The organism is Salipiger marinus (assembly GCF_035481585.1).
Classification (GTDB): Bacteria; Pseudomonadota; Alphaproteobacteria; order Rhodobacterales; family Rhodobacteraceae; genus Salipiger; species Salipiger marinus.
Map to the genome: position 1 here is coordinate 89,974 of NZ_JAYKSL010000003.1, position 12,076 is coordinate 102,049.

Annotated in this window: 11 protein-coding genes; 7 read left to right on the forward strand and 4 right to left on the reverse strand. The window is 68.2% G+C overall.

The features are described 5' to 3' along the window. Positions 1-8: 8 nt before the first annotated feature. Entirely contained in the window at positions 9-944 is a 936-nt protein-coding gene (locus VK682_RS05170) for an ABC transporter permease (protein ID WP_324781535.1), read from the forward strand. Further along, positions 941-1,873: an SMP-30/gluconolactonase/LRE family protein gene (locus VK682_RS05175; protein ID WP_230796016.1), complete on the forward strand. Its 933-nt coding sequence runs from the start codon at positions 941-943 to the stop codon at positions 1,871-1,873. Before VK682_RS05170 ends, VK682_RS05175 begins: the two co-directional genes overlap by 4 nt. Positions 1,874-1,883: 10 nt before the next feature. On the opposite strand, the gene VK682_RS05180 is transcribed toward VK682_RS05175, so the two are convergent. Then, positions 1,884-2,336 (reverse strand): Lrp/AsnC family transcriptional regulator, encoded by a 453-nt coding sequence (locus tag VK682_RS05180; protein ID WP_089843792.1) that lies wholly within the window; start codon positions 2,334-2,336, stop codon positions 1,884-1,886. 130 nt (positions 2,337-2,466) lie between these two features. Here VK682_RS05180 and VK682_RS05185 point away from each other — a divergent pair, with 130 nt between their 5' ends. The 4 genes from VK682_RS05185 to VK682_RS05200 all read left to right on the forward strand — a co-directional run bounded on the left by VK682_RS05185 (position 2,467) and on the right by VK682_RS05200 (position 8,701). Next, complete coding sequence (locus tag VK682_RS05185) at positions 2,467-4,836, forward strand: thiamine pyrophosphate-binding protein (RefSeq protein WP_324781536.1); 2,370 nt, start codon at positions 2,467-2,469, stop codon at positions 4,834-4,836. An 82-nt stretch (positions 4,837-4,918) separates the two neighbouring features. After that, positions 4,919-6,937 (forward strand): NADPH-dependent 2,4-dienoyl-CoA reductase, encoded by a 2,019-nt coding sequence (locus VK682_RS05190; RefSeq protein ID WP_230796014.1) that lies wholly within the window; start codon positions 4,919-4,921, stop codon positions 6,935-6,937. 102 nt (positions 6,938-7,039) lie between these two features. Continuing rightward, a complete protein-coding gene (locus VK682_RS05195; protein ID WP_230796013.1) occupies positions 7,040-7,600 on the forward strand; it encodes a type 1 glutamine amidotransferase domain-containing protein in 561 nt (186 codons plus the stop codon). Positions 7,601-7,795: 195 nt separating this feature from the next. After that, a complete protein-coding gene (locus VK682_RS05200) occupies positions 7,796-8,701 on the forward strand; it encodes a LysR family transcriptional regulator (RefSeq protein ID WP_089843776.1) in 906 nt (301 codons plus the stop codon). An 88-nt stretch (positions 8,702-8,789) separates the two neighbouring features. Here the strand turns inward: VK682_RS05200 and VK682_RS05205 are convergent, their stop codons facing one another. Genes VK682_RS05205 through VK682_RS05215 form a run of 3 tightly spaced genes read right to left on the reverse strand, consistent with a single transcriptional unit; the run spans position 8,790 to position 11,187 of the window. Then, positions 8,790-9,719 carry an OmpA family protein gene (locus tag VK682_RS05205; protein WP_230796012.1) on the reverse strand — a complete coding sequence of 310 codons (930 nt, stop codon included), beginning with the start codon at positions 9,717-9,719 and terminating at the stop codon, positions 8,790-8,792. 23 nt (positions 9,720-9,742) lie between these two features. Next, complete coding sequence (locus tag VK682_RS05210; RefSeq protein ID WP_230796011.1) at positions 9,743-10,468, reverse strand: GNAT family N-acetyltransferase; 726 nt, start codon at positions 10,466-10,468, stop codon at positions 9,743-9,745. Beyond that, the gene (locus VK682_RS05215; RefSeq protein WP_089843769.1) at positions 10,465-11,187 is read right to left on the reverse strand and encodes a competence/damage-inducible protein A; all 723 of its coding nucleotides are present in this window, start codon (positions 11,185-11,187) and stop codon (positions 10,465-10,467) included. Before VK682_RS05215 ends, VK682_RS05210 begins: the two co-directional genes overlap by 4 nt. 49 nt (positions 11,188-11,236) lie before the next feature. Here VK682_RS05215 and sfsA point away from each other — a divergent pair, with 49 nt between their 5' ends. Beyond that, positions 11,237-11,944: a DNA/RNA nuclease SfsA gene (gene sfsA, locus VK682_RS05220; RefSeq protein ID WP_230796010.1), complete on the forward strand. Its 708-nt coding sequence runs from the start codon at positions 11,237-11,239 to the stop codon at positions 11,942-11,944. Positions 11,945-12,076 lie beyond the last annotated feature (132 nt).

Below are 12,076 nucleotides of genomic sequence, written 5' to 3' on the forward strand. Positions count from 1 at the left end.
GGGCTCTGATGAAACTTCTGCACAAACCATGGCTCTGGTCCTGGGTTGCCGCCGCCGCCGCCTTTGCGCTGACCGTCACCCTGACCGGGGGCAGCGGCGCCAGCGAACTGGCCTATGCCGCGCTCAGCTTCGGGGCCTTCGCCGCCATCGTGGGGCTGGGCCAGATGCTGGTCATCACGCTGGGGCCGGGCAATGTGGACCTGTCCATTCCGGCCACCATGACGCTGGCGGGCACGCTTGCGCTCAAGACCATGGGCAGCGATCCGGGCACCGCGTGGCTGGGGCTGGGCGTCGCCATCCTCGTGGGGCTTGGCACCGGCCTTGCCAATTTCACGCTGATCTACCTGCTGCGCCTGCCGCCGATCATCGCGACACTCGCCGCCTCGCTGGTCTATCAGTCCATCGCCATCTGGTCGAACCGCGGCCTGCGCATCAAGCCGCCCGAGGGGCTGGCCGATTTCGCCACGGGCCGCTTTTTCGGCATCCCCAACGTGGCGCTGGTGGGGCTGGCGCTGTCCGTGGTGATCTGGGTGCTGCTGGAGCGGTCGGTCTGGGGGCGCTGGCTGCTTGCCTCCGGGCAGAACCTGCGCGCCGCGCGGCTGGCAGGCATCCCGGTCGAGGCGGTGCGCGCCGCCACCTATCTGGCCGTCACCGTCTTTGCCGCCATCGCGGGCTATCTGCTGGCAAGCTTTTCGGGCGGTGCCGCGCTGAACATGGGCACCGAATACCTGCTCATGTCCATTGCGGTGGTGGTCATCGGCGGCACCTCCATCGCGGGGGGCTCCTCCAACGTGCCCGGCGTCTGGGGCGCCTCGCTGTTCATGTTTCTCGTGGTCTCGATGCTCAACTCCTACGGCGCGGGCGCCGGGGTGCGGCTGATCCTGACCGGCACCATCATCATCGGCATTGTCATTGCCGCCAGCACAAGAAGGGCCACGCGATGATCCGCCTGCCTGACCATCTGCAGATCGACGATCCCCGCTTCCGCGATCTGGTGCATCCCACCTCGCAACTGGAGCGGCTCTGCACCGGCTTCACATGGACCGAAGGTCCGGTCTGGTTCGGCGATCACGCCTGCCTGATCTTTTCCGAAATCCCGTCCCAGACGCTCTACCGGCTGACCGAGACCGGCGATCTGTCGGTGTTCCGCCAGCCTTCGGGGTTCAACAACGGCAACACCCGGGACCGGCAGGGCCGTCTGGTGGGCTGCCGCCATGGCTTCCGCGACGTGGTGCGCACCGAACATGACGGCGCGCTGACCGTTCTGGCCTCCGCCCATGACGGCAAGAGCCTCAATTCCCCGAATGACGTGGTGGTCAGTTCCGACGGGGCGGTGTGGTTCACCGATCCCACCTACGGCATCATGTCGAATTTCGAGGGCAACCGCGCCGAGCCCGAACAGGGCGCGCGCCATGTGTTCCGCATCCCGCCCGAAGGCGGGGCGCCGGTGCCGGTGATTTCGGACTTCGCGCAGCCGAACGGGCTCTGCTTCTCGCCCGACGAAAGCCTGCTTTATGTCGCCGAAAGCGGGTCGAGCCATGACGAAACCGTGCCGTCGGTCATCCGTAAATACGCGGTGGACGGGGCTACGCTGACCCACTTGGGGGATTTCGCCACGCTGGACTGCGGGCTGCCGGACGGGATGCGCTGCGACGTGCTGGGCAACCTGTGGTCCTCTGCCGGGGACGGGGTGCACTGCTTTGCCCCGGACGGCACGCGGCTTGGCAAGATCCTGATCCCGGAAACCGTGTCCAACCTGTGTTTCGGCGGCGCGGACGGGCAGCGGCTGTTCATCACCGCCACCACCTCGGTCTATCGCGTCTTTGTCGACGTGAAAGGCGCGGAGCCCTGGACGCGGAGCGCCCGCGCCTGAGGCCGAACCTCTAAGGCATGCGCGAGATGCCCGACTTGACCCGGCGCAGGGGGATCGAGCTTTCGATCTTGGCCACGCCGGGCACCCGGGTCAGCTTGTGGGTCAGGAAGGTCTCGAACTCCGCCAGACCTTCGGTGACCACCCGCATCAGGTAATCGCGGTTGCCGGTCATCAGCCAGCAGTCCACCACCTCGGGAAAGGTGGCGATGGCGGTTTCGAACTGCGCCAGCGCCTGATCCACCTGCCGGTCAAGCTGCACCGACACGAAGACCGACACCTGAAACCCCAGCGCCGCCTCGTCCAGCAGGGCGGTGTAGCCGGTGACGATGCCGCGCTGTTCCAGCCCGCGCAGCCGCCGCGCCACGGGGGTGGGGCTCAGCCCGACGCTGTCGCTGATCTGCTGCAGGCTGGCCCGCCCGTCCTGCCGCAGCAGGCGCAGGATTCGCACATCCACCTCGTCCATCGTAGCGGAATCCCCTCTGTTTGCACGCAACACGCGCGTTTCCACCAGCAGTGAACCCGTGTGGCGCGGAAATCGCAAGGATCCGCTCGGGCGGGGCGTGGTATCCTGCCGCGACATACGGAGGAGTTTCATGCCGCACAGCCCCCTGAATACCGTCGAACAGCGCCTGCTCTGGCTGTCGCACTGGATGATCCACAACGCCAATCACATCCGCCCCAAGGTGGACGCGATCAAGCTGGGCGGGCATCAGGCCAGCTCTGCCTCCATGGTGTCGATCCTGACCGCGCTGTATTTCGGCGCGCTGCGTCCGCAGGACCGGGTGGCGGTCAAGCCTCATGCCGGGCCGGTGTTTCATGCCATGCAGTATCTGATGGGCAACCTGCCGCGCGAGAAGATGGAGAATTTCCGCGGCTTCGGCGGGGTGCAGTCCTATCCGTCGCGCACCAAGGATGTGGATGACGTGGATTTCTCCACGGGCTCGGTGGGGCTGGGCGTGGCGGTCACCTCCTTTGCGTCGCTCATTCAGGATTACATCGCCGCCAAGCCCTGGGGAGAGGGGCAGCGCATGGGCCGGATGATCGCGCTGATGGGTGATGCCGAACTGGACGAGGGCAATATCCACGAATGCCTGCAGGAAGGCTGGAAACACGACCTGCGCAACGTCTGGTGGGTGATCGACTACAACCGCCAGTCGCTGGATGGCGTGGTGCGCGAAGGGCTCTGGTCGCGGATCGAACAGATCTTCACCGCCTTTGGCTGGGATGTGGTGCGGGTGAAATACGGCGCGCTGCAGCGCGCGGCCTTTGCCGAACCGGGGGGCGAGGCGCTGCGCGACTGGATCGATGCCTGCCCGAACGAGGTCTATTCCGCGCTGACCTATCAGGGCGGCGCCGTCTGGCGCGCCCGCCTGATGGAGGCTTTGGGCGATCAGGGCGATGTCACGGCGCTGATCGACCGGCGGTCGGACCGCGAGCTGGCGGACCTTATGGAAAACCTTGGCGGCAACTGCGTGCAGACCATGGCCGACACCTTTGCCAGCATCGACCATGACCGTCCGACCTGTTTTCTGGCCTATACGGTCAAGGGCTGGGGCACGCCGATTGCCGGGCACAAGGACAACCATGGCGGGCTGATGACCAAGGCGCAGATGGCCGACTGGCAGCGGCACATGGGCGTGCCCGAAGGGCAGGAATGGGAGCCTTTTGCGGCTGTGGACGATCCCGAGGCGCTGCGCAGCTTCCTGCGCGAGGTGCCGTTTTTCGCCGAAGGGCCGCGCCGGAAAACCGATGCGCGCCTGCCGGTGCCGCAGCTTCAGATCGCCACCGACCGCAGCCTGTCGACGCAGGCGGCCTTTGGCAAGATCCTCGACGATCTGGCGCGGGGCGACAGCGCGCTGGCCGAACGCATCGTCACCACCTCGCCGGACGTGACCGGCACCACGGGGCTGGGGGCATGGGTGAACCGGCGCAAGCTTTTTGCCCGCCATGCCCGCGCCGATGAATTCCGCGCACAGAACATCCCGTCGACCGCGAAATGGGATTTCGCCCCCGAGGGCCAGCATATCGAACTGGGCATCGCCGAGATGAACCTGTTCCTGCTGCTGGCCGCCGCCGGGCTGTCGCATACGCTGTTCGGCAGACGGCTGATCCCGGTGGGCACGGTCTATGATCCTTTCGTGGTGCGCGGGCTCGATGCGCTGAACTACGCCTGTTATCAGGACGCGCGGTTCCTGATCGCGGGCACGCCCTCCGGCGTGACGCTGGCGCCCGAAGGCGGCGCGCATCAGTCGGTCAGCACGCCGCTGATCGGCATGGCGCAGGACGGGCTTGCCGCCTTCGAGCCTGCCTTTGTCGATGAACTGGCGGTCATCATGGAATGGGCCTTTGACTACCTGCAGCGCGATGGCGAAGGGGATCCCGACGAACGCACATGGCTGCGCGATGAAACCGGCGGCTCGGTCTATCTGCGGCTCAGCACCAATCCGCTGGAGCAGCCCGGCCAGCGCCATGACGACGCCTTCCGTCAGGGCGCCATCGACGGCGCCTACTGGCTGCGCCCGCCGGGCCCGAACTGCGAGGTGGTCATCGCCTATCAGGGCGCCGTCGCCCCCGAGGCTATCCGCGCGGCGGGCCATCTGGCCGAGGGGCGGCGCGATGTGGGGGTGCTGGCCGTCACCTCCGCCGACCGGCTGAACGCGGGCTGGACGGCGGCGCAGCGGGCGCGGGCGCGCGGCCAGCGCGGCGCGCTGTCACACGTGGAACGTCTGCTGGGCGGGCTGCCCCGGCACTGCCATCTGGTCACGGTGATCGACGGGCATCCGGCCACGCTGTCATGGCTGGGCTCGGTCGCGGGGCACCGCACCATCCCGCTTGGCGTCGAACATTTTGGCCAGACCGGCACGATCGGCGATCTTTACCACCATTTCGGCATCGATGCCGCCACCATCGTCGACCGGGTGGCGGGGCTGACCGAGGGGCGGGAGATCTCTGCGCTGCACTAGCGCACGCCGCGCGCCGTGACGTCACGTCCCAGCGTGACAGCGCGGCGCGCGCAATGGCAGGCTCCGCCCAAGGAGCCCCGCCATGACCCGTTATCCGCACCTCTTTGCCCCGCTTGATCTGGGCCATGTGACCCTGCCCAACCGGGTGCTGATGGGGTCGATGCACACCAATCTGGAAGAGCGCGGCGACTGGAACCGCGTGGCGGAATTTTATGCCGCCCGGGCGCGGGGCGGGGCGGGGCTGATCGTGACCGGGGGCATGGCGCCCAATGCCGAAGGCGCGGTGTTTCCCGGTGCCGCGGGGCTGTTCACGCCGCAGGACATCGCCAGCCACCGGCTTGTGACAGAGCGGGTGCAGGACTGCGGCGGGCGCATCGCGCTGCAGATCCTGCATGCCGGGCGCTATGCCTATGGCCCCGGCTGCGTGGCGCCCTCGGCCATCAAATCGCCCATCTCTCCGCATGTGCCCGCCGCGCTGGACGAGGCGGGCATCGAAAAACAGATCCGCGACATCGCCACCACCGCCGCCCGCGCCCGCGAGGCCGGGTATGACGGCGTGGAGGTGATGGGGTCCGAAGGCTATCTGCTGAACCAGTTCCTGAGCCTGCGCACCAACCGCCGGACCGATGACTGGGGCGGCAGCGCGGAAAACCGCAGGCGCTTTCCGCTGGAGGTGCTGCGCCGGGTGCGCGCGGCGGTGGGGCGGGATTTCATCGTGATCTTCCGGCTGTCGATGATCGATCTGGTCCCCGGCGGCGCCCCCTTCGCCGAGGTTCTGCAGCTGGCGCAGGAGGTGGAGCGGGCAGGCGCCAGCCTTATCAACACCGGCATCGGCTGGCATGAATCGCGCGTGCCCACCATCGCCACCTCGGTGCCGCGCGGCGGTTTTGCATGGGTCACGCAGAAGCTGATGGGGCAGGTGGGCATTCCGCTTGTCACCTCCAACCGGATCAACACGCCGGATCTGGCGGAACGCCTGCTGGCGGAGGGCGGCGCCGATATGGTCAGCCTTGCGCGGCCGTTTCTGGCCGATCCCGAATTTGTGGCCAAGGCGCGGGCGGGGCGGCCCGATCTGATCGCGCCCTGCATCGCCTGCAATCAGGCCTGTCTGGACCATACCTTCGCGGGCAAGGTGTCCAGCTGTCTGGTCAATCCGCGCGCCGGGTTCGAGACGGAACTGCCGCTGGGGCCCGCGGCCCTGCCGAAACGGCTGGCGGTGGTGGGGGCGGGGCCTGCAGGCCTGTCCTGCGCCATCACCGCCGCGCAGCGCGGGCATCATGTCACGCTGTTCGACCGCGATGACCGGATCGGCGGGCAGCTGAACATGGCGCGCGTCATCCCCGGCAAGGAAGAGTTTCACGGCCTTGTCGACTGGTTCGCCACCATGCTGCGCGAAACGGCGGTGACGCTGCGGCTGGGGGCCAGCGCGGGCGTGGACGATCTGCGCGGCTATGACGCCGTGGTGGTGGCCACCGGCGTGCGCCCGCGCGACCCAAAGATCCCCGGGCAGGACGGGCCCAACGTGCTGGGCTATGCCGAGGTGCTGCGCGGCGGTGCCCCGGTGGGGCCGCGCGTTGTGGTGCTGGGCGCGGGCGGCATCGGCTTCGATGTGGCGGAATACCTTGTGCATCAGGGCGCCAGCGCCACGCTGGATCCCGTGCTCTGGCGCAGCACATGGGGGGTGACCGATCCCGCGCTTGCCCCCGCCGGGCTTGCCCCCGAAGGGCCGCAGCCCGCAGCCCCGGCGCGGCAGGTGATGCTGGTGCAGCGCCGGGCGGAACGGCCCGGGCGACGGCTGGGCAAGACCACCGGCTGGATCCACCGCGCCAGCCTTGCCGCCAAGGGCGTGCAGATGCGCGGCGGCGTCAGCTACCGCCATATCGACGCGGCAGGCCTGCATGTGGAGGTGAACGGCACGCCGGATCTGATCCCCTGCGACACGGTGGTGATCTGCGCCGGGCAGGAGCCCGAGCGTGGTCTGGCCGAGGCGCTGGCCCGGGCGGGCATCGCCGCGCAGGTGATTGGCGGCGCCGATGTGGCGGCGGAACTGGATGCCAAGCGCGCCATCGATCAGGGGGTGCGGCTGGCGCTGGCGCTCTGACCGCTCAAGAACCCGTGTGCGGGCAGGGCGGAACCACAGGCGGTCCGGGCCCGTTCCTTTCCCGAGACGCAAAAGAGCGTTACAGGAAAAGGAGACACAGACATGACTGCCATTACCGCAGCAAACGTCCTCGTCATCGCCACCAACGGCTTCGAACAGTCGGAACTTGAATTTCCCCGCGACCAGCTGCGCGCCAAGGGCGCGACGGTGCATGTCGCCACGCTGGACGGGCAAAGCATCAAGGGCTGGGAAGGCACCGACTGGGGCCGCGATGCCGAAGCCGACCTGAAGATCGCCGATGCCAAGGCCAGCGATTATGATGCGCTGGTCATCCCCGGCGGCCAGATCAACCCCGATCTGCTGCGCGTCGAAGAGAGCGTGCTGTCGCTGGTCAAGGACTTCCACAACAGCGGCAAGGTGATCGCGGCGGTGTGCCACGGCCCGTGGGTGCTGGTGGAGGCAGGCGTGGCCAAGGGCCGCGACATGACCTCGTTCCATTCGATCAAGACCGACGTGATCAATGCCGGGGCCAACTGGCAGGATGCGGAAGTGGTGACCGACAAGGGCATCATCACCAGCCGCAAGCCTGACGACCTGAAGGCCTTCGTGTCGAAGATCGTCGAAGAGATCGAGGAAGGCGAACACAGCCGCAAGGCCGCCTGACCTCGTTGCCCCGACCGTGAACCGGGGCAGAGGGCCGCGCCGCGTATCCTCGGTGCGGTCCTTCCCGTGCGCCGGGCGGGGTTTCCCCGTCGCGCACAGTTTGACCCGAATTCCAGATATTGTCCCTCAGAGGTCCAAGTTACGCCCCATTCTGTGGGGATAGCTGGGCAGGACCAGAAGAACGAGGGATTGCCAATGGATCGCCTGACCGAAATGGAGGCCTTTGCCACTGTCGTGGACCAAGGAGGGTTCACGGATGCGGCCAAGAAGATGGGCATTTCCAAATCGGCAGTGTCCAAGCATGTCTCCTCGCTGGAGGCCCGGCTGGGGGCGCGTCTGCTGAACCGCACCACCCGCCGCGTCTCGCCCACAGAGATCGGCCTTGCCTATTACGACCGCGCCCGCCGCGTGCTGAACGATGCCGGAGAGGCGGATGCGCTCGTCACCTCGATGCAGTCCGCGCCGTCTGGCCTGCTGCGGATCAGCGTCGCCACGGATTTTGGCGTCAATCATCTGAGCCCGATGCTGGGCGAGTTTCTGGCCGAATTTCCGGACATCACCGTGAACATGGTGCTGAACAACCGCTATGTGGAGCTGATTTCCGAAGGCTTCGACATGGCCGTCCGCATCGGCGAGCTGGAAGACAGCACGCTGCGCGCCCGCAAGCTGACCGACACCACCAAGCGCATGATCGCCTCCCCGGCCTATTTCGCCCGCTTTGGACGGCCCGCGCGCATCGACGATCTCAACGATCACAAGCTGCTGCACTACTCCAACCAGTCTTCGGGCAATGTGTGGAAGGTGACGGCCCCCTCGGGCGAGAAACGCCAGATCCGCACGGCGGGCTGGCTGTCGGTCAATGACGGGCAGTCGCTGCTGAACGCCTGCATCGCGGGGCTGGGGATCGCCTATCTGCCCTCCTACCTCTATTCCGACGCGATGAAACAGGGTCTGGTGGAGGATGCCATTCCCGACCTGCCGGTGGAAACCCAAGGCATCTATGCCGTTTATCCGCCGGGCCGCTTCACGCAGCCGAAGGTCCGCGCCTTCATCGATTTTCTTGTGGATGCCTTTGTCGACAAGGGCCCGCAGGACTGGTGACGAATTTCCCTGCGCCCTGCTCTGGGCCACCTGCGCCCCGGTCCGTCCGGGGCGCTTTTTCTTGTGCGCCTCCGCCGGAAAGCGGCGATCAGCCTTCGGCCTCCAGCAGCACCGCCTCGATGCGGCGGTTCGCCTCGCGCCCTTCCTGCGTCAGGTTGCTGGCCACGGGGGCCAGATAGCCCGCGCCATCCGCCGCCATGCGCGTAGCCGGGATGCCGTGCCGGTCGCGCAGATAGGCCAGCGCCGCCGAGGCGCGGCGCTGTGACAGGGCGCGGTTCGCCTCCAGCGAGCCTGTGGCATCGGTATGGCCCACGAACAGCAGCCGCCGGGCCGGATTGTCCTTCAGATAGCTGGCCAGCGCCTCCAGCGAGGCGACCTCGGTTTCGCCCAGATCGGCCTCGCCGGTGGCAAAGCTGAGATCGGGCAGCACCACATAGCCGCGCTGTTCCAGCCGCGCCGCGATCTGCTCCGGCGTGGCCGGGGCGGCGGCGGGGGCATCCGCAGGACCGGGGGACACGACCGGTCCGGGATCCTCTGGCGCGGGTTCGGGGCCGTTCGCCCGCACCAGCTGCACAAAACTTGCTGCGGCGCTGCGGCTGACCAGCAGCGTCAGGAAATCGCCCTCCGGTCCCTCGGCGGACAGGAAGCGGTAGGCGGTCAGATCCACATACATGTCCGGCGCGGTCATCACCTCGATCCCGAAGCGGAAATCGAAACCGCCGCAGGTGCCGGTCACGCAGTCCAGAAGCACGCTGTAGCCCGCCTGTTCCAGCTGCGTGCGCAGCGGCGCCAGCACCTGCAGCGTCGTGAGATCAGAGGAATCGATGCGATAGGCCTGCCGCAGCACCCGGCCTTCGGCAAGCTGCACCGGCACGCCGCTGCCCTCGCGCCACGGGCCGGTGGGCACGGCATAGGTGCCCGCCTCGGTCAGCCGCTCCGCCGTCAGCCGCGCCCCCGAGGGCAGGGCCAGATCCAGCGCCGCAAGCGGGCCCGCCGCCAGTGTCAGGACCGCTGTCAAGGCGGCAGAAAGGCCGCGCGCCCTCACGCTGCGACCTTGATGCGATAGTGATACTGACCCACCAGTTCCATCCCCAGCGCGGCATAAAGCCCGTTGGCCGCGTGGTTGTCGCGCAGGCAGGCCAGTGCCATCCACTCCGCCCCCTGCGCCTCCGCCCAGATCCCGGCGCAGCGCATCATCCATTTGCCCAAGCCCATGCCGCGATGCGCCCGCAGCACCTCCAGCGCGTGCACCATGGCGATGCGGTCATGGATCGCGCAATATCCCGCCCCGGCGGGCCGGTCGGACATACGGCCAAAAATGCCGGTCTTTGGTCCCGCCGCCCGGTCCATCACCGCCACCCGCGCCGGGCCGATGCCGCCCGCCGCCCAGATCTCGCGCATCACCGCCAAGGGCTCCCAGACCGCAAAGGCGGTGACGCGGGGCAGGGGGCGGTCGGTCAGCCGCGCGATCGGGCAGAGCCACAGGTTGACGGGGTCGATCAGCGCATAACCTTCGGCCTCCAGCGCCGCGTCCAGCGCCACCTCGCCCTGCCGGATCATGAACAGCGGCACCTGCCCCAGCAGCTGCTGCGCCTTTTCCGCCGCGTGCAGGTCATCGGGGCCCCAGTCGCCCTCTGCCGTGGTGCAGGCCACCCGCTTGCCGCCGCCCGCCCCCTCGCGCAGACGCCACGGCCCGGCCTCCACCATCGCGGCGGCGGGCCATGTGGCATCCAGCGCGGCGTAAAGCCGCGGCAGATCGGGCGTCATGCGGGAAAGATCCCGGCCAGCCGGGTCATCGCCGCGTCAACCCGCGCGCCGTCCTGCCCGCGCACCACCACATTGGCGCCATAGGCCCCGTCCTTCTGGAACGGGTAAGAGCCGAAGGACAGATCCGGAAACTCCGCCGCCAGATCCGCCAGCGGCCCGGCGATCTCGCCCTCGCCGCGCGCGATTCGCAGGCTCTGCGACAGCAGCGGCGCGCCCCCGGTCAGCGTGGGCAGCACGCTTGCCACCATCGCCTGAAAGATCGTGGGCACACCTGCCATCACATGCACGTTCTCCAGTGTGAAACCCGGCGCGATGGAGACAGGATTGTCGATAAGCGAGGCGCCCTCGGGGATGCGGGCCATGCGCTGGCGGGCGGCATTGAACTCCTGCCCCTGCCGCTCGTAATGCGCGGCCAGCAGCGCGCGCGCGTCATCGCGGATGCCGATGGACACGCCAAAGGCCGCCGCCACCGCATCGGCGGTGATGTCGTCATGGGTGGGCCCGATCCCACCCGAGGTGAACACGTGGTCAAACGCCCCCCGCAGCGCGTTCAGCGCGGCAACGATGGCCGCGTGCTGGTCGGCCACCACCCGCACCTCGGCCAGCACGATGCCCTGCTTTGTCAGTTCCTGCGCCAGATGGTGCATGTTGGAATCGCGCGTTCGGCCCGACAGGATCTCGTCTCCGATCACCAGCATGGCGGCGGTGGGGTTGGACATGGCGCGATCTCCTTGCAGGGGGCTTTCCCGATGGTATAGGGCCGCCGCCATGCGCTTTCAAACCCCTCTCATGCCCGCCACGCTGATCCGCCGCTACAAGCGGTTCCTCGCGGATGCGCGGCTGGAGAATGGCACAGAGATCACCGCCCATGTCGCCAACCCCGGCAGCATGCTGGGGCTGGCCGATCCCGGCACCCGCATCTGGCTGGAACGCAATGACGACCCCAAGCGCAAGCTGCGCTACGCGTGGCGGCTGGTGGAGCATGAGACCGGCGCGTTCACCGGCGTCGACACCGCCGTGCCGAACCGCCTGCTGCGCCCGGCGCTGGCGGCGGGACAGGTCGCGGGGCTCGAAGGCTATGCCACGCTGCGCCCCGAAGTCCGCTATGGCGAAAAAAGCCGCGTCGATTTCCTGCTGACCGGGGGCGCCCGCCCCGACGCCTGGGTGGAGGTGAAATCCGTCACCCTGTCGCGCCAGCCCGGGCTTGCCGAATTTCCCGACAGCGTCACCGCGCGCGGCGCCCGCCACCTTGCCGATCTTGCCGCCATGGCGCAGGCGGGCCAGCGCGCCGTGATGCTGTATCTCGTGCAGCGCAGCGATGCCCGCGCCGTGACCCTCGCCGCCGATCTCGATCCCGGCTATGCCCGCGCCTTCGCCACGGCGACCGCCGCCGGGGTCGAGGTGCTGGCGTTTGGCTGCAGGCTCGATCCCGAAGGCATCCGGATCGCCGCGCCCTTGCCCTTCCACGCGCCCTGATTTCCAGCGGCCCCAAATATCCCGGGGGAGTCCCCGCAGGGGACGGGGGCAGAGCCCCCTCTGCCGTCAGGTTCCGTCTGCGGCGGATCGGCCAGAGCCCGCGAGGCCTCTCTGGCAGCGAAGCCAGCACCG

Excerpts from the sequence above, each read along its gene's own strand:
- VK682_RS05170 (WP_324781535.1), top strand. The coding sequence starts at position 9 with ATGAAACTTCTGCACAAACCATGGCTCTGGTCCTGGGTTGCCGCCGCC.
- VK682_RS05175 (WP_230796016.1), top strand. The coding sequence starts at position 941 with ATGATCCGCCTGCCTGACCATCTGCAGATCGACGATCCCCGCTTCCGC.
- VK682_RS05180 (WP_089843792.1), bottom strand. The coding sequence starts at position 2,336 with ATGGACGAGGTGGATGTGCGAATCCTGCGCCTGCTGCGGCAGGACGGG.
- VK682_RS05185 (WP_324781536.1), top strand. The coding sequence starts at position 2,467 with ATGCCGCACAGCCCCCTGAATACCGTCGAACAGCGCCTGCTCTGGCTG.
- VK682_RS05190 (WP_230796014.1), top strand. The coding sequence starts at position 4,919 with ATGACCCGTTATCCGCACCTCTTTGCCCCGCTTGATCTGGGCCATGTG.
- VK682_RS05195 (WP_230796013.1), top strand. The coding sequence starts at position 7,040 with ATGACTGCCATTACCGCAGCAAACGTCCTCGTCATCGCCACCAACGGC.
- VK682_RS05200 (WP_089843776.1), top strand. The coding sequence starts at position 7,796 with ATGGATCGCCTGACCGAAATGGAGGCCTTTGCCACTGTCGTGGACCAA.
- VK682_RS05210 (WP_230796011.1), bottom strand. The coding sequence starts at position 10,468 with ATGACGCCCGATCTGCCGCGGCTTTACGCCGCGCTGGATGCCACATGG.
- VK682_RS05215 (WP_089843769.1), bottom strand. The coding sequence starts at position 11,187 with ATGTCCAACCCCACCGCCGCCATGCTGGTGATCGGAGACGAGATCCTG.
- sfsA (WP_230796010.1), top strand. The coding sequence starts at position 11,237 with ATGCGCTTTCAAACCCCTCTCATGCCCGCCACGCTGATCCGCCGCTAC.